A 20,300-nucleotide genomic window follows, 5' to 3' on the forward strand; every position below is an offset into this window, starting at 1 on the left:
ACGATGCTGGTGAGCAGATTGCCCGTGGCCGATAAAGAAACAGCGGACAAGACGAGGGCGATCGATGCCGCCGTCAGCCAGATTGAGCGCGCGTTCGGCAAAGGCTCGATTATGCGCCTGGGCCAACGGGAGACAGTCGAGACCGAGGTGGTCTCAACCGGCTCAATTGGGCTCGACATCGCCCTTGGCATCGGTGGCCTGCCCCGCGGGCGCGTCGTTGAGATCTACGGGCCGGAAAGCTCGGGAAAAACGACGCTGGCGCTGCACGTCATCGCCGAGGCGCAAAAGAAAGGCGGAGTCTGTGCCTTCGTCGATGCCGAGCATGCGCTTGACCCGGTGTATGCGCGCAAACTCGGCGTCAATGTCGATGATCTGCTGATTTCGCAGCCGGATGCCGGCGAGCAGGCACTCGAAATCGCCGACACACTCGTCCGTTCGGGCGCGGTCGACGTGCTCGTCATCGACTCGGTGGCGGCTCTCGTGCCGCGCGCCGAGTTGGAGGGCGAAATGGGAGACAGCCATGTCGGCCTGCACGCGCGGCTTATGAGTCAGGCGCTGCGTAAGCTCACCGGCTCGGTGTCCCGCTCGCGCACGATGATTATCTTCATCAATCAGATTCGCATGAAGATCGGCGTGATGTTCGGCAATCCGGAGACAACCACGGGCGGCCACGCGCTGAAGTTCTACGCCTCGGTGCGCCTCGAGATCCGGCGAATCGGCGCGATCAAGGACCGGGATGCCGTCGTCGGCAACCAGACCCGGGTCAAGGTGGTGAAGAACAAACTCGCTCCGCCGTTCAAGATGGTCGAATTCGACATCATGTATGGCGAGGGTGTCTCAAAAACCGGCGAGCTTCTCGATCTCGGCGTCAAGGCTGGAATCGTCGAGAAATCCGGCTCGTGGTTCTCGTACGGCTCGGAGCGGATCGGCCAGGGGCGGGAGAACGCCAAGCAGTTCCTGCGTGACCATTCGGAGAAGGGCGCCGAGATCGAGGCGAAAATCCGGCAGAATGCTGGGCTGGTTTCGGATGCAATGCTCGTCGGCGGGGAGAATGACGAAATCGAAGCTGACGACTAGCAGCGGTTTCTCCCGAGCTCGCTCTTTTGCACAAATGGACGTGGTCGCCGGCCGATGCGGGTGACGCTGGCGTCACCCTTGCATGACGTGCGGGCAAAACGCGCAGCAAGGGTTGAGGCGAGTGAGCGAGCATACCGATACCGATCGCTACAAGACGTTCGAGGGAATCGACTGCGTCGGCAACAGTCTGCGCCTCGTGGCGGCAATCCGTTCCCACATCGACGATCCGACCAAGACAAACGCCTTTTGGGAAGTGTTCAAGGTCAAGCTGGCGGAGGCTGCCGACCAGGAGCGACACGCACCCGACGAACTGCGGTTGATCTGCTCCTATGTCTATCTCATCGAGGAACTGTTCGAGCGCTACGGGGATGCCGCCGGCCTGGCGCTGCTGCGGCAGATCGAAGAGGAATGCTGCTGACGATGATCCGATGCACGAGCGCCCTCGATCCCTGTCGGGCCATCGCCTGATCAACCCTGGATCGGCACCGGAACCCGCGTCAATTTCGTCGGCTTGAGGGCATCCGGCAGGCAATGGCTGACGAAAGCGGCACCAGGCAGCGCAGGGCGTGATCCCTCAACGCGGGTTGCCTCGCCGACGCGAAACGATTCGTTCCCTTTTTTGCTGCGCCGCCTTAAATAAGCCCGCATGCAAACCGTCAACGACATCCGCCGGGCGTTCCTCGACTTCTTCGCCAAGGAAGGGCACCGCATCGTACCGTCGGCGCCGCTGGTGCCGCGCAACGATCCGACTTTGATGTTCACCAACGCCGGTATGGTTCCGTTCAAGAACGTATTCACTGGCATCGAAAAGCGCGACTACATTCGCGCCACCAGCGCTCAGAAGTGCGTGCGCGCCGGCGGCAAGCACAACGATCTGGAGAACGTCGGCTACACGGCGCGCCATCATACCTTCTTCGAGATGCTCGGCAATTTCTCGTTTGGCGACTATTTCAAGGACGTCGCGATCGATTTGGCTTGGCGGTTGGTGACCAAGGAATTCGCGCTGCCCGTCGATCGGCTGCTCGTCACCGTTTATGCCGAGGACGACGACGCCTTCGCGTTGTGGCGCAAGATCGCCGGGCTGCCGGACAGTCGGATCATCCGCATTCCGACGCACGATAACTTCTGGCAGATGGGCGATACCGGCCCGTGCGGGCCGTGCTCGGAGATCTTCTACGACCACGGCGCCCACATCCCGGGCGGTCCGCCCGGTAGCGACGATGCCGAGGGCGATCGCTTCATCGAGATCTGGAACCTCGTCTTCATGCAGTACGAGCAGGTGACGGCGGACAAGCGCATCTCCCTGCCGAAGCCGTCGATCGATACCGGGATGGGGCTGGAACGTGTCGCCGCGGTCATGCAGGGCACGCACGACAATTACCGCATCGACTTGCTCCGCGACCTCATCGAAGCCTCGGCGCATGCCACCGGTACCGATCCCGATGGCCCGCACGCCATCTCGCACCGCGTCATCGCCGATCATTTGCGCGCCGCGACCTTCCTGATCGCCGACGGCGTGTTGCCGGCGAACGAAGGTCGCGGTTACGTACTGCGGCGAATCATGCGTCGAGCGATGCGCCATGCGCACCTCATCGGCAGTCCGGAACCGCTGATGTGGCGGCTCGTCCCTAAGCTGGTGGCGGAAATGGGTCAGGCCTATCCGGAACTCAGCCGGGCCGAGGCTCTGGCGACGGAAACTTTGCGCCTTGAAGAGACGCGCTTTCGCAATACCCTCGAACGCGGGCTGAAGTTGCTGGAAGAGGCAAGCGAATGCTTGCCGCCGGGCGGCGGGCTGGACGGCGAGACGGCATTCCGCCTCTATGATACCTATGGGTTTCCGCTCGATCTGACGCAGGACGCGCTGAAGGCGAAGGGACTGGGCGTCGACGTCGACGGCTTCAACGCCGCCATGGCCCGCCAGAAGGAAGAGGCACGTCGCGCCTGGTCCGGCTCGGGCGAGGCGGCGACGGAATCGGTCTGGTTCCAGATCAAGGATGACGTTGGCGCCACGGAATTTCTCGGCTACGACGCTGAGACCTCCGAGGGTAAGGTCGTGGCGATCGTCATCGACGGTGCGCGGGCAACCGCTGCCGAGACCGGGCAGAGTGTCGCCATCGTCTGCAACCAGACGCCGTTCTACGGCGAGTCCGGCGGTCAGGCGGGTGATGCCGGTCGCATGACCGGCGGCGCTGGTCTTGCGATTACCGTTTCCGATACGCTGAAGAAAGTGGGAGAGCTGCACGTTCATCTCGGACGGATCGAGTCCGGACGGCTCGCCGTCGGCGATGATGTTTTGCTCATGGTCGATCACGCCCGGCGTTCGGCGCTGCGCGCCAACCATTCGGCGACCCACCTGCTGCAGGCATCGCTACGCCGAAGACTGGGCGAGCACGTCTCGCAGAAGGGCTCGCTGGTGGCGCCAGACCGGCTGCGTTTCGACATCAGTCACCCGCGGCCCCTGACCACCGACGAAATCGCTTTGGTCGAGGCCGACGTCAACGCGCAGGTGCGTGACAACGCCCCGGTGACCACACGGCTGATGGACCCGGAGTCGGCCGTCTCAGCCGGTGCGATGGCGCTGTTCGGTGAGAAGTACGGTGATGAAGTCCGCGTTGTCTCCATGGGGGGTGCGGGGGGCGACGGGCGGACTTATTCGACCGAACTGTGCGGCGGCACGCATGTCAGCCGGACCGGCGATATTGGCCTGTTCAAGATCGTCGGTGAGACGGCGCTCGCCGCCGGCGTCCGGCGCATCGAGGCGACGACCGGCGAGACGGCGCGCCTGTATCTCGTGGGCGAGGAAGCCGCACTGAAGGAGGCGGCGCAGCTTTTGAATGCTCCTCTCGCCGACGTGCCGGCGCGCGTGGCTCAATTGCTTGAAGACCGCCGCAAGCTTGAGCGCGAGCTCAGCGAGGCGCGACGGGCGCTTGCCACCGGTGCCGGCAGCGGGGCGCCCGAGGCGCGCGACGTCGCCGGCATACGCTTTTCGCCCCGGCTTCTCGACGGCGTGCCGGCACGCGAACTGAAGAGCCTTGCCGACGATATCAAGAAGCAGGTCGGCTCGGGCGTCGTCGCGCTGGTCGCGACCGGCGACGGCAAGGCCTCGGTAGTCGTCGGTGTCACCGATGACCTGACCGCCCGCATCAATGCCGTCGATCTCGTGCGCATTGGTGCGAAGGCGCTCGGCGGTTCGGGCGGCGGTGGCAGGCCCGACATGGCGCAGGCGGGCGGGCCGGATTCGTCGCAGGCGCAGGCGGCGCTCGAAGCGATCGAGCACGCGCTCGCCGGCACCGCCTAGCCTCGCCGGCTCGAACGGATCAAGCGGGCGGCGCGACGATGGGGCCATTCCTGAGATCGGCGTCTCTGGCGTTCTCCGCCGGTGCTGTTGGCGCTTTGGCAATCGCGTTGATGTCCTGGGCTGCTGGCCGGCAAGGGATCGGCCGCGGGTTCGGTGTCTTTCTGGGCTCTGATCTCGCGCTCGATCGCCTCTATCCGCGCATCGTCGTGGGCGGGATGTGGGGACTCGTCTTCTTGCTGCCCTGGCCGCGGGCTCCGTTGTGGGTTCGGGGCGTCATTTTGGGACTGGCTCCGAGTCTTTATGCCCTGCTGTTCACCGCCGCGCGCCACCAACTCGGCGATCTCGTCTCGGGTGACCTGAGCGTCGTTCAGCTGATTGTCGTTAACATGCTTTGGGGCGTCGTCGCGGCGCTGTGGCTGCGCTGCATCGGCGGCTGACGGCAAGACTTGGTGAAGCGTGAGTGGCGGATCGCCGCACTGAAAATCCGTATTCAAACAACCAAGAACATGATAAATTATCGTCTTCTACTGTTAGTAGAAAATGGCACAGTGCTTTCGCGGGCGATAATCATAAACGGCTATCCGAGGGAGTTGGCGTAATGACTCGGGCGCTTTATTTCGCATTGTTAATTTTATTTACTCTTGGCTGCTTTCGGCCGGCGGCTGCCGACATCCGGCATGGTCTGGATCAACGGCCTTCGAACACGACCTGTCTCGCCCCCGCGCTGGCGCTGGCCAATCCGAATGTCGAAGCGGTCGTCGCATTTCCCAATTTCAAGTTCAATCATCCGATTTCCCTCGATCAACCGTCGGACAATCCCGATCGATGGTTCGTCGCGCAGCGCGGTGGCGTCATACGGACGTTCACCAACGATCCGAACTTGGCGCCGCGTGTCGCACTGAACATCTCGAGCTACCTCGACGCGACCGACCAGGTGGGATTTCGCGATTCGCAGGAATGGGGGATCACCTCGATCGCCCTTCACCCCCAGTTCTCAAAAAACGGCTACATGTACGTAGCCTATAACTACCGCCGCACCCCGACCTCGCCGATCACGTCGGTGGTCTCGCGGTTTACCGCCGGCGCCTCGAAAACAACATTCGATCCCGGCACGGACAAAGTGCTGCTGACCATCGAGCAGACGGCGGCACTCCATCACATAGGTCAGCTTCAGTTTGGCCTGGATGGTTATTTATACATCAGTTCGGGCGATGGCTCGTTGGTCCTTCCTGATACGCGCACCATGCGCGCGCAGGACCCGTTCGATCTGCATGGAAAAATCCTGCGGATCGACGTCGATCACGGCGACCCGTATGCCGTCCCCGCCGACAATCCGTACGCGAGCGGGACGCTCGGGGCACCGGAGGTCTACGCTCTGGGATTTCGCAATCCGTGGCGGTTTTCCATCGATCGAAAGACCGGCGAAATCTGGGAGGGGGATGTCGGACAGGACACGCGCGAAGAGATCAATCACGTCGTCAAGGGCGGCAACTATGGCTGGCCGATCTATGAAGGCAGCGTCTGCCGGCAGAAATCGTGCAATCCGGCCGGGCTCACGCCGCCGACATATGAGTTCGTCACGCGCGAGAACGGAGCAGCGGTGATCGGCGGGGCTGTCTATCGCGGCTCCGACATTCCGGCGCTGGACGGGGTCTACATCTTCGGTGCGGTCTTCTCGGCGAGTATTGCCGGGCTCGATCCGGCGAGCAGTTACGGTCGCATCGAGGTGGCGACGGTCCCGCGCTCGCTGAGCCCAAGCTCGTTCGGGCAAGACGCGCGGGGCGAGATCTACATCATCAACGGCCAGACCGGGAACAAGATCTTCAAACTGGTTCCAAAGTCGGGGACGACGGCAACCGCGGCAGCCAGCAGCCCTGTCGCATCGCGACTGTCGCAAACCGGTTGTGTTAATCCGGATAATCCGCAGGAGTTCGCGGCGGGGGTCATTCCCTACGACGTCAACATGCTTTTGTGGTCCGACGGGGCCGACAAGACCCGGGGCATGGCGCTGCCCAATAGCGGGACGATCGGCGTCAACGCCGACGGCGATTACGATTTCCCGGCGCGAACCGTGCTGATCAAAATGTTCAGCTTCGCCGGCCGGCCGCACGAGACCCGTCTGTTCATGCGCCATCCAAACGGTGAGTGGCGGGGCTATACCTATGAGTGGCGCGCTGACCTGTCGGACGCCGATCTGCTGACCGACGGCAAGACCAAGACCATTGCCAACGGTGCCGGCGGCACGGTGAATTGGACGTATCCCAGCCCGGCGCAATGTCTTGAGTGCCATAACGAGGCCGCCGGTTTCTCGCTCGGCCTCGAAACGGCCCAACTCAACCGGGATTTCGTTTATCCATCGACCGGCCGGTCGTCGAACCAGATCGCCACTCTCGATCACATCGGGATGTACTCGACCACCATGCCGCCGTTCGCGGAGTTGCCGGCTCTCGCCAGCCGCTACCTGACGAGCACCTCGATGATCCGCCGCGCCCGCTCTTACCTGCACGCCAATTGCGCCCTGTGCCATCGGCCCGATGGCCTCGCGCAGACGACCATTGACTTCCGCTATTCGACGGCAACGGATGCGATGAACATTTGCGACGCTGCGCCAATCGCCGGCAACCTCGGCGTCGCCGACGCCAAGCTGCTCGCTCCGGGCGATCCCGCGCATTCAATCATTCCGCTGCGCATGCGGCGGCTCAACACCTATCGGATGCCGCCGATCGGTACGGGTGTGGTCGATTCCTTCATCTTGCGCACGGCATTGACGCCGTGGATCAACCGTGCGGACGTGTGCGCCGCCGCGGTCGATACCGATGGGGACGGCGTGCCCAACAACGCCGATAACTGCATCCGTACCTTCAATCCCGACCAGGCGGACGACGATCGCGACGGCTACGGCAACGCCTGCGACGGTGACCTCAACAACGACCTGAAGACCGACGCTGCCGACCTTTCGATGCTAACGGCGGCGCTTGGCAAACGCCGGAACGATCCGGGCTTCATCTACCGCGCCGATCTCAACCACGATCTGATCATCGACGCGGCGGACCGGGCGATTCTTCAGGGCATGATGGGCAAGGCGCCGGGACCGTCGGCATTGCGGCCCTGATGGCGCACGTCGTCCGGTGACGGCAGGCCAACGCGGGTGGCCCATCCCGTCCGTGTTTGGCACCGTCCTTGAATGCGACGAGTGAGGCCCTTACCCTGCCGCGGTGATTTGAGGACGGATGCTCGATGAAGAGACGTTTCGAAGGGACGGACCGGTACGTCGCGACCGAAGATCTGATGGTCGCGGTCAACGCAGCGATCGCGCTCGAGCGGCCCCTTCTGATTAAAGGCGAGCCCGGCACGGGGAAGACGATCCTTGCCGAGGAGATTGCCCGGGCGCTTTCCGTGCCGTTGATCCAGTGGCACATCAAATCGACGACCAGAGCGCAGCAGGGACTTTACGAGTATGACGCGGTTGCCCGGCTGCGCGATTCCCAGCTCGGCGAGGCGCGTGTTCACGACATCGCCAATTACATTGTGCGTGGGCGGCTATGGGAGGCGTTCGTCAGTGACGTACGGCCTGTCCTGCTGATCGACGAGATTGACAAGGCGGACATCGAGTTCCCCAACGACCTGCTGCTCGAACTCGATCGCATGGAGTTCTACGTTTACGAAACCAAAGAAACGGTTGCGGCGCGGCAGCGGCCGATCGTCCTCATCACATCGAACAACGAAAAGGAGCTGCCGGACGCGTTCCTGCGTCGCTGCTTTTTTCATTACATCCGTTTTCCCGATCGCGAGACGATGCAGCAAATCGTCGAGGTGCATTACCCGGGCATCCACAAGCGGCTCGTTCAGGAGGCGCTGAACGTGTTTTTCGAGATGCGCGAGGTGCCGGGGCTCAAGAAGAAGCCATCGACATCGGAATTCCTCGATTGGATCAAGCTCCTGATGATCGAGGATATTCCCTCCGAAGCCCTGCGAGCCGGGGACGCACGCACGCTGATCCCGCCACTGCATGGCGCGCTGCTGAAAAACGAGCAGGACGTGCACCTATTCGAGCGGCTTGCGTTCCTCAATCGCCGGGAAGGGCGATAGCCGCCAGTCGGCAGGGCCGTTGCGGCCCATCTTTTCGCACAGCTTCGATCCAGCGCCCGACGAATTGTCCGAGTGCGCGGCTGCGCTTCGCGGTCGCCGCTTGATGGACAGCAGAACCGTCAAGGCCCTTTGAGCGTTTGTGCTGCGGTCGTTCGGCAGTGAGGCCGTGACCGAGGGGCGCATGGGGCAAACGCGCATGCGCGAGACCGCCATCTGGCGAAAGGGGCTCGAATGCAGGAACGGCTGATTTTCGAAGTCACGGCGATCGGTGTGCTCGGGATGATGGCGCAATGGATTGCCTGGCGAACACGCCTGCCGGCGATTGTCCTTCTCTCCGTCGCCGGTATCCTCGTCGGCCCGGTGTTCGGACTGCTTGATCCGGAGGCCGATTTCGGGAAAGCGCTGCGACCGATGATCGCCATTGCGGTCGCCATCATCCTGTTCGAGGGCGGCCTCAATCTGAACTTCCGTGAGTTGCGGGAAACGTCGATCGCGGTCCGTCGTCTGATCATTGCCGCGGTGCCGATCGGCTGGGTGCTTGGCACTCTTGCGGCGCATTTCGTCGCCGGCTTGTCCTGGCCGATCGCGGCTCTGTTTGGGGGACTGCTCGTCGTTACCGGGCCGACGGTGATCCTGCCGCTTCTGCGCCAGGCGCGGTTGGCCGCGCGGCCCGCATCCGTCCTCAAGTGGGAAGGCATCGTCAACGATCCGATCGGCGCGATGCTGGCCGTGCTGGTCTTCGAGTTTCTGCTCGTCCGCGGTACCGAGGACGGAGTGATCCGCGTCGGCTGGCTCCTCGCCGCCTCCGCGGTCGGTGCGGCGCTGGGCTTCGCCCTCGGCCGGGCCGCCGTATTCATTTTCGCCAAAGGGCTCGTGCCGGAACACTTGAAGACCCCCGCCCTGCTCGTCCTCGTTCTCGCCGGCTATGAAAGCGCCAACCTGCTGCAGGCGGAATCCGGCCTTTTCACCGTCACCGTCCTCGGTGTGACCATCGCCAATACGCGGTTCGCCAATTTCGAGGAGATCCGCCGGTTCAAAGAGAGCCTGTCGATTATCCTCGTCTCCGCGGTGTTCGTGCTGCTAACCGCCTCGCTGGACCGGATGACACTTGTGTCAATGGCCGACTGGCGGAGCCTCGCGTTCGTTTTTGCCATGCTGTTCGTCGTTCGCCCGGCGACGGTATGGCTGAGTACCATCGGCAGCGGGCTGACGTGGCGCGAACGCGCGCTCGTCGGTTGGATCGCTCCCCGCGGGGTCGTGGCCGTCGCGGTGTCCGGCTTCTTCGCCGGCCCTCTCATTGCGCGCGGCTATCCGGATGCGGCAAAGCTGGTACCACTGACGTTTCTGATCGTCTTCGCCACAGTCGTTGCTCACGGCTTTTCCATCCGCTTCCTCGCGCAGCGCCTCGGCCTTTCGGCGACGACACGGCCTGGCGTCCTCATTGTCGGTGGATCCCCCTGGAGCACCGCGCTCGCCGTAACCCTCACGGATCAGTCGGTGCCGGTGATGATCGTCGATACCAATTGGCGGCGGCTTCGCCCGGCGCGTCTCGCCAATATGCCTGTGCACTTCGGCGAAATCCTCTCGGAAGCCGCGAGCTACCATGTCGAGCTTGACCGGTTTTCGTACCTTCTCGCCGTGACCGACAATGACGCCTACAACGCCTTCGCCTGCATTCATCTTTCGCCGCACTTCGGCAAGGAAAACGTCTTACAGCTTGGCACGCGCGAAGATGACGAACACGAAATGCACGGCTACGCGGTGAGCACGCGAGGTCGAACCTTGCTGGGATCAGGGGCGGGTTGGGACGACCTCAATCAGCGCTGCGCTGCTGGCTGGGTGTTCCAAAAAACGAAGCTCACCGAGACCTACGGGTGGGAGCGCTATCTAGAAGACCGGGCGGAGGGAACGGAACCCCTGCTGTTGCTGCGCGGGAGCGGCGAGATTCGCTTCGAGACCCAACGCCAGCATCCCACTGCCCGTCCGGGGGATGTTGTTGTCAGCTTTGCACCGCCTGACGTGCGTCCTCGCGCCGTCTCCAAACTCGCGACCTTGCCGGGCTAGGGTCTGGTTTCGCCAAGCTCGGCGCCAGCTTAATCCCCTCCATTCTACGCAGGTGGCGGCGGCGGCGCGAACTGCGCTTTGGCACAGGCGGACGGTCCGCAACCAAAGCGCTTGACGCGCGGTAAATTCGAAGTTAGTCTATAGAACAAGTGGTAAATAGACGTAAACGATGAGCAGGGGCGCAGGTCATGGTGGTGCTTGAGACGACAACGGATGCGGGATCATACTTCTGTGTCGAGCCGCGCAGTGAGCGCCACAGCGTCGGACGGTTCCTCCGCATCGACAGCGGCTGGGCGCGCGTGCGTGGAATGCTCGGTTTTGTCGGCGCGATCGCGTCCGGGCTCATCGCTCTGCTGATCAGTAAGGGCGAGGGTCCTGATCCTTATACGCTCGATTATTGATAATCGTGTGAGGTGGTGCGCCGTTCGCGACGTCTTGGCAATGCGATGACCATCACAGCGCCGCCAGTATCCGTTTGGTACAACGATCCCTGCATCGGAAAATCCACGGTCCGCGCGGCCGATCGGACGGGGCGGGAGCGTACCATGGTTGCCCATCACCGAACGCAGAGCCCTATGGGCCTTGCGCGACTTGACGACGCCCGGGTCGGCCGTCGTGACCACAAATCCAGGCATACGACGTTCGAACTTCTTTGTCGTAGGATCGTGCGCTGGTGGGATAAATTTACGTTTGGCGTGCTTCTGGCTCTGATTATCGCTGCCGGAACCCTCGTTGGCTGGGTGGCCGGCGTCGGTTACGGCGAAGGCATCGATCCTCCCGAAGACTGACGATCACGATTGCGAGCGCGCTCGCCGGCTTGCAATCGCCAGACAGTCCCTGAGTTGATATCGACGATCCTGGCGCGCGCGCTTCCCGATAAGTCCGTCCGGCGACGTTGCCAATCGGCCCCTGGCGACAGACATGGGCTTCGGCGTATGCTGAGAATAGACGCTCTCGCCGTCGGCCTTGAGGCCTGTGGTGTTCCGAGCCGGTGGAAGGGATGGATCGGGGGCCAAAGCGAACCGCGCCATGTTCATCAATTTTTTTTTCGAGCTGCGCGAGGCACGTGTCCCGGTCAGCTTGCGCGAGTATCTGACGCTGATGGAAGCGATGGGCCAAGGCATCGCGAACTACTCGGTCGACGATTTCTACTATCTCAGCCGCTCATGCCTGGTAAAGGACGAGACCAACCTCGATAAGTTCGATCGCGTCTTTGGCCACGTATTCAAAGGTCTGGAAGCTCCTGAAGGCAGCAACCCCGTCGAGATTCCTGACGAATGGTTGCGCAAGATCGCCGAAAAGATCCTTACCGAGGAGGAGAAGGCGCAAATTGAAGCGCTCGGCGGCTGGGATAAGCTTATGGAAACCCTGAAGAAGCGCCTTGAAGAACAAAAGGGCCGACATCAGGGGGGATCGAAATGGATCGGTACCGGCGGCACGTCCCCGTTCGGGGCCTGGGGCTACAATCCCGAAGGCATTCGCATTGGCCAGGACCGAAACCGGAATAATCGAGCGGTCAAAGTCTGGGATAAGCGCGAGTTCGAGAATCTCGATGCCGACGTCGAACTCGGCACCCGAACGATCAAGATCGCACTGCGAAAACTCCGCCGTTTCGCCCGGCAAGGCGCCGCGACCGAGCTCGACCTGCCGGCAACCATTCGCGCCACAGCGAAGAAGGGCTGGCTTGACATCGAGATGGTTGCGGAGCGGCACAATGCGGTGAAGGTCCTCCTGTTCCTCGACGTCGGCGGCTCTATGGACCCATACGTGCAAATCTGTGCCGAATTATTCTCGGCCGCGCGCTCCGAGTTCAAGCATCTGGAATATTTTTACTTTCACAACTGCGTCTACGAGGGGCTGTGGCGCGACAACCGCCGCCGGCATGCCGAATTGACGCCGACGTGGGACGTGATGCACACCTATCCGCATGATTATAAGGCGGTTTTCGTCGGAGATGCGTCGATGAGCCCGTATGAGATCGTCACGCCCGGTGGCTCGGTCGAACATTGGAACGACGAGCCTGGCCTTACTTGGATGCAGCGCCTGCTCACCGTTTATCCGAAAGCCGTCTGGCTCAACCCAACGCCGGAGGAATGGTGGGATGCGACTCGATCGACGCAGATGATGAGACAGATCTTCGCCGGGCGGATGTTTCCGCTGACCTTAGACGGTCTCGACCGCGCCATGCGATGCCTGAGCCGCTAAATATAGCGGGGCCAAGCGGATACGGCGGGGAACGTTTGCCTCGATGGAGGCGTTAGGGCACTGCATCACGTCGAAATCTTTGCTGCCGTGCGTCAAATGGGCGATGCTGCGCTTTCGAGGGTGTTCCGTTGGCGGAGGCGGCTGCCCGTCGCCGACGAACGGTGAGGGAAGGGGTATGAAACGATGGACACGACTTTACGGATGTTGAGACTGCCGGTACTTGCGTTTTCTCTCCTCAGCTTCGGCCTGATGGCCTGCAGCGAGACGTGGGAAGGTGTCAAGGAGGACACCAAGGACAATGTCGAGACTACAGGTCAGGGCATTGAAAAGGCGGGCGAGAACATCAAGAAGCAAGCAGAATAGCGCTTCCCGCCTTCCGCCCGCCCGAAACGTTCGGGTGGGCGACGTCGCGCTATAGTAGCAACATGATAGACATGATGCGCATACGGGCGTAGAAACTGCGGACATCGCGAGAGGGGGCTCGGCCATTCCCCTTCGTTCAAGCGAAGGAGCCTTCATCCGTATGGCTCTCAGGCCTTTGTTCAGTGCATGCCTTGCGGTGCTCATCGGCCTGCTCGCCGCTTGTCATCCAGCGTTCAAGCCAGACCCTCAGGGGCTGATGGCGACCGAGGGCCCGTATACCTATCCGCGGACCAATCCGTATGCGGCGACCGTCGGCGGAACCCCTGAGCAAGAAAAGGTTATCCTGCCACGGGAAATCCCCATTGCCGAACGCGAACTTCGCGTTTTTCCCGAGCGACGGATTCCCGATGTCCTCTGGTATGAGGATACCTTTCGTTATTCGCTCGCGGCCCAGCCTGGCGAGGCGCCGCTGATTTTTCTCATTGCCGGCACGAATGCCGGTCATAATTCCCGGATCTCGACCTTCCTGCAGAAGGTCTTCTACGTCGCCGGATTTCACGTCGTCTCTTTAGCATCGCCAACCTATCCCAACTTCATCGTTACCGCGTCGTCGACCTCGGTACCCGGGCGGACGGGCCAGGACGCTGAAGATCTTCACCGGGTGATGCGCGTGATCCTGGCCGAGTTGAAGCATACGATCGCCATTACCGACGTTTCGCTCTCCGGATACAGCCTTGGTGCCTGGGACTCGGCGTTTGTTGCCGAACTGGATGATCACATCGGCGCATTCGGCTTTCGAAAGGTTCTGCTGATCAACCCGCCGGTCAGCCTTTACCGGTCTTCCCGGGTCCTCGATGCGATGCTGGAAAACAATCTGCCGGGTGGCATCGAGCACCTCGACGCGTTTCTCAATCACGTGCTGGCGCGCTTTACCGCTGTCTATCAACGCGCGGAATCCGTGGATCTGAGCCAGGATTTTCTTTATCGCGCCTATTTTGAAACCCATCCGTCCGATCAGGAACTGGCCGCCCTGGTCGGCATATCGTTCCGCCTTTCGTCGACGAACATCGCTTTTACCGCCGATGTCATGACCAAGTCCGGCTATATCGTTCCGCAAGACCGCATCCTTACCGTTTCCTCGTCGCTTTCCCCCTATTTTGACGAGGGGATGCATCGCGGCTTCGCCCGCTATCTGGACGATCTGTTGTACCCGTATTATGCCAAGCGCGTACCGGGGCTGACCAAGGACGACATGATCGCGGAATCAAGCCTTGAGCGGATCGAGCCGTTCCTGGCGCGCGCGCAGAACGTCGGTCTGGTGACCAATGCCGACGATATTATTCTCGCCAAGGGAGACATCGATTTTCTGCGTCGTACTTTTGCAACGCGGGCACAGATTTTTCCCGCTGGCGGCCACTGCGGCAACATCCAAGATGCGCACGTCATCGCCGCCATGGTTCGCTTCCTGACCGAGTAATGCGATGAAGCGGTATTCTCTTGTCCCGCGGCTCGCCTCCGGTTTGACAGGCGCGGCATTCGCGGCCGCCGTCGCAGGCTGCGCCGGAACGGCCGCGCCACCGCCCGATGGCGGAGAATCCGGACGCTCGGCCGCCACAGCCGACGAGGCGCCGGTGTCCCGGCTGATCCCCGTAGACGATCCGCTCGAAGGTGTGAACCGGCGTATTTATAAGTTCAACGCGCAGGCCGATCGCTACGTTCTGCTCCCGATCGTCGATGCCTATCAGTTTGTTGTCCCGCTGGTTCTGCGTGATCGCATCTCGGATTTCTTTTCCAACATCGGCAATCTGGTGACCTTCGCCAACCAGATCCTCCAGCTCGATTTTCCCGACGCGGGAAAAACGGCGCTGCGATTTGGCACCAACACCATGCTCGGCTTATTCGGTTTCGTCGACGTCGCCAGCGCAATGGGCATGCCCAAGTATCAGGAAGACTTTGGGCAGACGTTGGGATATTGGGGGCTGGATGGCGGCCCTTACATCGTCCTGCCTATCCTTGGGCCCTCGAACACCCGCGATACTGTAGGCACAGCGACCGACACGGCGGCATTCGCCATTGTCGATCCGTTCGGCTTATCGTCGCTGCAATCGCGCTATCCACCGATCGTCGCCGCCGATGCGATCAATTCGCGCTACGTACAGTCGTTCCGCTATTTTGAGAGCGGATCGCCTTTCGAATACGAACTCGTGCGCTACCTTTATACCAAGAAGCGCGAAGTCGAGATCGGCGACGTGCCAGCGGAGCGTGCTGCTACGGCGGATGCGCGCCCCTTCCCCACCGGCGAGGGCACAAGTGTTGGCCGCCAGCCACCGCCAGTGCCGTGAGCGCACTACGTGCCAGATATCGCGCCCTGAGCGCCCTGCTGCAGACCGGCTAAAGGCGGGATCGCCAACCGGCCGATCGATCCGCGACGAAGGGATTGGTCCGGCGCTCTTCACCGAAGGTCGATATCGGGCCATGTCCTGGAATGAAGGAAACGTCATCGCCGAGCGGCAGGAGACGTGTGCGGATTGTATCGATCAGCGTCTCATAATCCCCGCCAGGAAAGTCGGTGCGCCCCACCGACCCGGCAAAGAGTACGTCACCGACGAATGCAATCCGCGTCACTTCGCAAAAGAACGCGACGTGTCCCGGCGTGTGACCGGGACAGTGGTGGACATCGAGACTCACGTTGCCGAACTTGACCTGATCATTTGCGCAAAGCCAGCGATCGGGGGTGAAGGCCGGAAGCGTTGGCATGCCGAACACGCGGCACTGCTGCTCCATGCCGTCGAGCCAGTACTTGTCATCGATGTGCGGGCCTTCGATCGGGACTCCGTAACGCTTCGCCAGATCGCGGGCGGCGCCGACATGATCGAGATGGCCATGGGTCAGCAGAATTCGTTCAAGCGTGACGCGATGTTCGGCGATTAAATCGAGGATGCGCGCGACGTCGCCGCCTGGATCGATCACCGCGCCGCGCAGTGTCTCCGAGCACCAGACGACGGAGCAGTTTTGCATGAACGACGTAACCGGCACGATCTCGTAATGCATCATCCCTGAACCCTGACTTTCGCCGATGCCTTGAGCGAGCATGCGGAGTTGGTGGCGATGCGGCGCCACATGCGTTTCGCGCATTGTCGCCGCATCGCTCAAGCCGACGCAAGCCGTCAATCATTTAGAAGCGGCATCGCCGCCCCGCCGTCGCCGAACTGCGCGTGGGCGGGCGGTTGGTCGAAAACGCAAGGGTGGGCGGATGAATGCGGTGCGAAGCCGAGCCGAGTGTTACGATTTCACGTCGGCAGCGACCTGCATGCGAACGATGCGGTCCGGTGCGGTTACTTCGCCATTACGACTTTCGTCACCGCGTTTGATGGCGTCGACGAATTCCATTCCCTGAACCACTTGGCCCCAGACGGTGTACTGGCCGTCAAGGAACGGCGCGGGTGCAAAACAGATGAAAAACTGTGAATCGCCGCTGTTCGGATTCTGCGAGCGCGCCATACCGACGGTTCCGCGGATGAACGGCGTCTTCGAGAATTCGGCCGGAAGCTTGACACCGCTGCCACCCGTCCCGGTGCCGTTCGGATCGCCACCCTGCGCCATGAAGCCGTCGATCACACGGTGAAAGACGAGGCCGTCATAAAACCCTTGACGGGTTAACTCCTTGATTCGTGCCACATGCTTGGGCGCGAGGTCGGGGCGCATTTCGATAACGACGGTGCCGTCCTTGAGGGTCATCAGCAACGTGTTCTCGGGGTCGGGTGCCGCACCATCGGCGCCGAAAGACATTAAGGCCGTCATTAGGAATCCAATCAACCAAGCTCGAGCGAACATACGGTCACCTCACGTCCGTTCGACGAAACACGGCACGCACGCGCACCATAGAGGGATCAGGGCATAAAAAGAGACAGCGCACCCTAGACCAGCCACAACTGCGATGCACGCGTAATTCCTCGCTGGTCAGCCATTTGCAGCCTGAGTATGTTCTGCCGCATGCGTAGACTCACTCGCACTAAGATCGTTTCCACCATCGGCCCAAGCAGCAGCAGCGAGGAGCGGCTGGCGATGCTGCTCGACGCTGGCGTCGACGTGTTCCGCTTCAATTTCAGCCACGGCACCCATGAGGAACACGCCGAACGGTTTCGCATCGTCCGCAGTCTGGAGGCGAATCTGGGCCGCTCGATCGGCATCCTCGCCGACATGCAAGGCCCTAAACTGAGGGTTGGAAGCTTTGCTGCGGGATCAGTCGAGTTAATGACTGAAGCGGCCTTTCGCCTCGATCTTAACGCGGATCCGGGCGATGGTGCCCGGGTTAATCTACCGCACCCCGAGATTTTTGCAGCGTTGAAGCCAGGTGACGCGTTGCTGCTCGACGACGGCAAGCTGCGTTTGGAGGTGACCGACTGCGGTGCAGACTACGCGGAGACGCGGGTCACGGTTGGTGGCCGGTTGTCCAACCACAAGGGCGTCAATCTGCCCAACGTGCATCTTGATATCTCGCCGCTGACGGCGAAAGACCGGCTAGACGTGGAGTTCGCCCTGGAACTTGGCGCGACGTTCATCGGGCTCAGTTTCGTCCAGCGGCCGGAGGATCTCACCGAGGCTCGCGAGTTGGTCGGCGGAAGAGCACGAATCCTCGCGAAGCTCGAGAAACCGTCCGCCATCCAGCACCTTGAACGGATTATTGATCTTTCCGACGCGATCATGGTCGCGCGTGGTGACCTCGGCGTCGAGATGCCGACGGAAGATGTGCCGGTTCTCCAGCGGCGGATCGTCCGCGCCTGCCGCCGGGCCGGCAAGCCGGTGATCGTGGCGACGCAGATGCTGGAATCGATGGTGAAATCGCCGACACCGACGCGGGCCGAAGCGTCGGATGTCGCTAATGCCGTCTACGAGGGCGCCGATGCGGTGATGCTGTCGGCTGAGACGGCTGCGGGCGATTTTCCGGTCGAAGCGGTAAAGATCATGGAACGGATCATCATGCGCGCGGAACGCGATCCGGCTTATCACAAGGGCCTGCACATGGAAGAGACCGTGCGCGAGGCGACGGAAGCGGATGCGATCACCGCAGCGGCGCGCAGCGCTGCGGAGACGATCGGCGCCGCTGCCATCATCACCTACACCCGATCGGGGGGGGCGACCCTGCGTTGCGTACGCGAGCGTCCAGCCGTTCCGATTCTCGCGTTGACGACGGAAGAGGGCATCGCCCGGATGCTGTCCCTATCGTGGGGCGTCCATCCGGTGTTTGTCGGCATGTCCCGGACGTTTCGCGAGTTCATCGCTCGGGCGGAACAGGTTGCCATCGCCGAGCGATTTGCCGAATCGGGCTCGAAGCTGGTTTTCCTGACCGGCTTTCCGGTGGAGGCGACGGTGAACACTCTGCGCATTTCCGAGGTGAAGTGATTTCCCGCGGCGGGCCGGGCGGCAAGGCTCGAGGGTGAGATCACCGTCGGCCCGCGTGCAACGTCACGCGCCGTGACAGCACCCTTGGCGCAAACGATCGGCGATCGGCGCGAGTTGCGCTGGGGCATCGGCTATTCCGTCGCAGCCTATCTGTTATGGGGACTCTTCCCGATCTATTTCAACGCGGTGGCGACGGTCCCGCCGTTTCAGGTGCTGGCGCATCGCATCGTCTTGTCGTTTGTCCTTCTGTGTGCTGTCGTCGTCGTCCGCGGCAACTGGCGAGGCATCGTCGACGCCTTGAGATCCCCGCGCACGGCAGTGAGCCTTTTCGCCTCTGCCTCGGCGATCGCGGCCAATTGGGGGGTATTCATCTGGGCGGTCGACGCCGGACATGTGCTGGAATGCAGTCTCGGCTACTTCATCAGCCCGCTCGTCAGCGTCGTGCTCGGCGTCGCCGTGCTGAAGGAGCGTCTACGCCGTGTGCAATGGCTGGCGGTCGGCCTCGCTGGCGGCGCGGTCGTCTACCAGCTTGCCGAGTTCGGCGTCGTCCCCTGGGTGGCGCTCAGCCTTGCGGGGAGCTTCGCAACCTATGGACTGCTTCGCAAGACAGTGCGCATCGATCCTGTCGGCGGCCTCGCCGTCGAGGCGATGATGCTGATGCCAGTGGCATTTGCGTTTCTCGTCTCTGCCGGCATAGAGGGCAGCGGCGCTTTCGCTGCGCGAGGCTGGGAAACGGATGTGCTGTTGATGGGTGCCGGCCCGATCACCGTCCTACCGTTGATCTTGTTCGTCGCTGGGGCGCGGCGCAGCCGTCTCGCGACGGTCGGCCTCCTTCAGTACATCACGCCCTGCGCCCATTTCCTGCTCGCGGTCGCCCTGTTCGGTGAGCCTGTCTCCCGATCCGGACTGACGACGTTCGTCTGCATCTGGGCGGCGCTCGCGATGTATTCCATCGACTTGCTGCGCCGGGGCCACCGGTCGTGACCGCTCACCAATGGGAGCGAAACGGATGATGCCACCGCCGCCCTTGGGCGGCTGCGGGCGGAGCCGCCGCCGTACCGCGCGCGTCGCCCGTTCGTCGGCGAAGCGCACGAGGTTCGCCGGCACCTGCGTCGACCAGCCGGCATAATAGCTCGCTTCGTCCGGCGCCGGCGACTGGCCGGTCGAAGGTCGGCGGTCATTGCCGCTCCGCCGGTCGAGCGAAGTACCGGCAACGTAGCTCAGGAGGCAATTCGGACGAGGAGATCCCCGCCGCCGGTCACGACCGCTTCGCTGGTCGATCGGCGCCGGGGTAACCGCGGGTTTCTTCACAGCGCCCTTGGGGTTCGTGCCGTAGAGCGCGCTCCAGCGATCGAGGAGCAGTTGGACGACGTTTTGAATCGCCCGCGCATCACCGCTCGAGTGCGCAGGCAGCGTGCCGGCATCGACCAACGCGCGCAGATGCTCATCGTTGATCCCAATGGTAATAGCGTGCTTCGCCGGACGAGTAACGTTCGGCACGGGGGGGACCGGCGGTGTGTTGCCGCCGGCCGGGCCAATGCGCGGGGTGGAGTCGATCGGCCCCGGCTTCGCCGGCGATGCCATTTGGACGAGGTGCGCGAACGCTTCCGCGAGGCGGTCCGCCGTCAGCCGCATGCCGTCCAGGCGTTCGATCAGCGCAATCCGTTGTTCGCCTGCCTCGGCGGCGGAATGTTCGAGAAGGCGAATCTGTCCGCGAAGCAGCGCCAACAGCGCGCAGAGGCGGACATCCGCATCGATTCGAGGCGATAGTGCTGCGCCGTTCGTCCCAACGTGCGCGGCA

18 protein-coding genes are annotated in these 20,300 nt (G+C 62.3%); 16 read left to right on the top strand and 2 right to left on the bottom strand.

The features are described 5' to 3' along the window. Window positions 1-3: 3 nt before the first annotated feature. The 13 genes from recA (at window position 4) to IPK66_01860 (ending at window position 15,438) form a co-directional block, all read left to right on the top strand. A complete protein-coding gene (recA, locus tag IPK66_01800) occupies window positions 4-1,077 on the top strand; it encodes a recombinase RecA (protein MBK8174066.1) in 1,074 nt (357 codons plus the stop codon). Window positions 1,078-1,159: 82 nt separating this feature from the next. After that, window positions 1,160-1,495: a N(2)-fixation sustaining protein CowN gene (cowN, locus tag IPK66_01805; protein MBK8174067.1), complete on the top strand. Its 336-nt coding sequence runs from the start codon at window positions 1,160-1,162 to the stop codon at window positions 1,493-1,495. A 228-nt stretch (window positions 1,496-1,723) separates the two neighbouring features. Next, window positions 1,724-4,375: an alanine--tRNA ligase gene (alaS, locus tag IPK66_01810; protein ID MBK8174068.1), complete on the top strand. Its 2,652-nt coding sequence runs from the start codon at window positions 1,724-1,726 to the stop codon at window positions 4,373-4,375. A 110-nt stretch (window positions 4,376-4,485) separates the two neighbouring features. After that, window positions 4,486-4,812: a hypothetical protein gene (locus IPK66_01815; GenBank protein ID MBK8174069.1), complete on the top strand. Its 327-nt coding sequence runs from the start codon at window positions 4,486-4,488 to the stop codon at window positions 4,810-4,812. A 161-nt stretch (window positions 4,813-4,973) separates the two neighbouring features. After that, on the top strand, window positions 4,974-7,487 hold the full coding sequence (locus IPK66_01820) for a PQQ-dependent sugar dehydrogenase (protein MBK8174070.1): 2,514 nt from the start codon (window positions 4,974-4,976) through the stop codon (window positions 7,485-7,487). Between the two features lie 125 nt (window positions 7,488-7,612). After that, window positions 7,613-8,464 (top strand): MoxR family ATPase, encoded by an 852-nt coding sequence (locus IPK66_01825; protein MBK8174071.1) that lies wholly within the window; start codon window positions 7,613-7,615, stop codon window positions 8,462-8,464. 231 nt (window positions 8,465-8,695) lie between these two features. Next, window positions 8,696-10,528, top strand: a complete 1,833-nt coding sequence (locus IPK66_01830) for a sodium:proton antiporter (GenBank protein ID MBK8174072.1) — start codon at window positions 8,696-8,698, stop codon at window positions 10,526-10,528. Between the two features lie 188 nt (window positions 10,529-10,716). Further along, entirely contained in the window at window positions 10,717-10,929 is a 213-nt protein-coding gene (locus IPK66_01835; GenBank protein ID MBK8174073.1) for a hypothetical protein, read from the top strand. A gap of 144 nt (window positions 10,930-11,073) precedes the next feature. Continuing rightward, window positions 11,074-11,316 carry a hypothetical protein gene (locus IPK66_01840; GenBank protein ID MBK8174074.1) on the top strand — a complete coding sequence of 81 codons (243 nt, stop codon included), beginning with the start codon at window positions 11,074-11,076 and terminating at the stop codon, window positions 11,314-11,316. Between the two features lie 241 nt (window positions 11,317-11,557). Further along, complete coding sequence (locus IPK66_01845; protein ID MBK8174075.1) at window positions 11,558-12,733, top strand: VWA domain-containing protein; 1,176 nt, start codon at window positions 11,558-11,560, stop codon at window positions 12,731-12,733. A 183-nt stretch (window positions 12,734-12,916) separates the two neighbouring features. Beyond that, window positions 12,917-13,096, top strand: coding sequence for a hypothetical protein (locus tag IPK66_01850; protein MBK8174076.1), 180 nt, complete (start codon window positions 12,917-12,919; stop codon window positions 13,094-13,096). A gap of 160 nt (window positions 13,097-13,256) precedes the next feature. Continuing rightward, window positions 13,257-14,573, top strand: coding sequence for an alpha/beta fold hydrolase (locus tag IPK66_01855; protein MBK8174077.1), 1,317 nt, complete (start codon window positions 13,257-13,259; stop codon window positions 14,571-14,573). 4 nt (window positions 14,574-14,577) lie between these two features. After that, window positions 14,578-15,438, top strand: coding sequence for a VacJ family lipoprotein (locus IPK66_01860; GenBank protein MBK8174078.1), 861 nt, complete (start codon window positions 14,578-14,580; stop codon window positions 15,436-15,438). 49 nt (window positions 15,439-15,487) lie between these two features. On the opposite strand, the gene IPK66_01865 is transcribed toward IPK66_01860, so the two are convergent. Beyond that, on the bottom strand, window positions 15,488-16,147 hold the full coding sequence (locus tag IPK66_01865; protein MBK8174079.1) for an MBL fold metallo-hydrolase: 660 nt from the start codon (window positions 16,145-16,147) through the stop codon (window positions 15,488-15,490). 231 nt (window positions 16,148-16,378) lie between these two features. After that, window positions 16,379-16,885 carry a peptidylprolyl isomerase gene (locus IPK66_01870; GenBank protein MBK8174080.1) on the bottom strand — a complete coding sequence of 169 codons (507 nt, stop codon included), beginning with the start codon at window positions 16,883-16,885 and terminating at the stop codon, window positions 16,379-16,381. A 204-nt stretch (window positions 16,886-17,089) separates the two neighbouring features. Between IPK66_01870 and pyk the strand changes: the two genes are divergently transcribed. The 3 genes from pyk (at window position 17,090) to IPK66_01885 (ending at window position 20,269) form a co-directional block, all read left to right on the top strand. Continuing rightward, entirely contained in the window at window positions 17,090-18,499 is a 1,410-nt protein-coding gene (gene pyk / locus IPK66_01875) for a pyruvate kinase (GenBank protein ID MBK8174081.1), read from the top strand. A gap of 114 nt (window positions 18,500-18,613) precedes the next feature. Then, on the top strand, window positions 18,614-19,483 hold the full coding sequence (gene rarD, locus IPK66_01880) for an EamA family transporter RarD (GenBank protein MBK8174082.1): 870 nt from the start codon (window positions 18,614-18,616) through the stop codon (window positions 19,481-19,483). A 378-nt stretch (window positions 19,484-19,861) separates the two neighbouring features. Continuing rightward, the gene (locus IPK66_01885; GenBank protein MBK8174083.1) at window positions 19,862-20,269 is read left to right on the top strand and encodes a hypothetical protein; all 408 of its coding nucleotides are present in this window, start codon (window positions 19,862-19,864) and stop codon (window positions 20,267-20,269) included. Window positions 20,270-20,300: the final 31 nt, after the last annotated feature.

Source organism: Rhodospirillales bacterium (assembly GCA_016712595.1).
GTDB lineage: Bacteria > Pseudomonadota > Alphaproteobacteria > Rhodospirillales > Defluviicoccaceae > Defluviicoccus.

Bases quoted from the DNA above. Each gene is read 5' to 3' on its own strand.
- recA (MBK8174066.1), top strand. From the start codon at position 4: ATGCTGGTGAGCAGATTGCCCGTGGCCGATAAAGAAACAGCGGACAAG.
- cowN (MBK8174067.1), top strand. From the start codon at position 1,160: ATGACGTGCGGGCAAAACGCGCAGCAAGGGTTGAGGCGAGTGAGCGAG.
- IPK66_01860 (MBK8174078.1), top strand. From the start codon at position 14,578: ATGAAGCGGTATTCTCTTGTCCCGCGGCTCGCCTCCGGTTTGACAGGC.
- IPK66_01840 (MBK8174074.1), top strand. From the start codon at position 11,074: ATGGTTGCCCATCACCGAACGCAGAGCCCTATGGGCCTTGCGCGACTT.
- IPK66_01815 (MBK8174069.1), top strand. From the start codon at position 4,486: ATGTCCTGGGCTGCTGGCCGGCAAGGGATCGGCCGCGGGTTCGGTGTC.
- IPK66_01850 (MBK8174076.1), top strand. From the start codon at position 12,917: ATGGACACGACTTTACGGATGTTGAGACTGCCGGTACTTGCGTTTTCT.
- IPK66_01870 (MBK8174080.1), bottom strand. From the start codon at position 16,885: ATGTCTTTCGGCGCCGATGGTGCGGCACCCGACCCCGAGAACACGTTG.
- IPK66_01865 (MBK8174079.1), bottom strand. From the start codon at position 16,147: ATGCATTACGAGATCGTGCCGGTTACGTCGTTCATGCAAAACTGCTCC.
- IPK66_01855 (MBK8174077.1), top strand. From the start codon at position 13,257: ATGGCTCTCAGGCCTTTGTTCAGTGCATGCCTTGCGGTGCTCATCGGC.
- IPK66_01830 (MBK8174072.1), top strand. From the start codon at position 8,696: ATGCAGGAACGGCTGATTTTCGAAGTCACGGCGATCGGTGTGCTCGGG.
- alaS (MBK8174068.1), top strand. From the start codon at position 1,724: ATGCAAACCGTCAACGACATCCGCCGGGCGTTCCTCGACTTCTTCGCC.
- IPK66_01845 (MBK8174075.1), top strand. From the start codon at position 11,558: ATGTTCATCAATTTTTTTTTCGAGCTGCGCGAGGCACGTGTCCCGGTC.
- IPK66_01825 (MBK8174071.1), top strand. From the start codon at position 7,613: ATGAAGAGACGTTTCGAAGGGACGGACCGGTACGTCGCGACCGAAGAT.
- IPK66_01835 (MBK8174073.1), top strand. From the start codon at position 10,717: ATGGTGGTGCTTGAGACGACAACGGATGCGGGATCATACTTCTGTGTC.
- IPK66_01820 (MBK8174070.1), top strand. From the start codon at position 4,974: ATGACTCGGGCGCTTTATTTCGCATTGTTAATTTTATTTACTCTTGGC.
- pyk (MBK8174081.1), top strand. From the start codon at position 17,090: ATGCGTAGACTCACTCGCACTAAGATCGTTTCCACCATCGGCCCAAGC.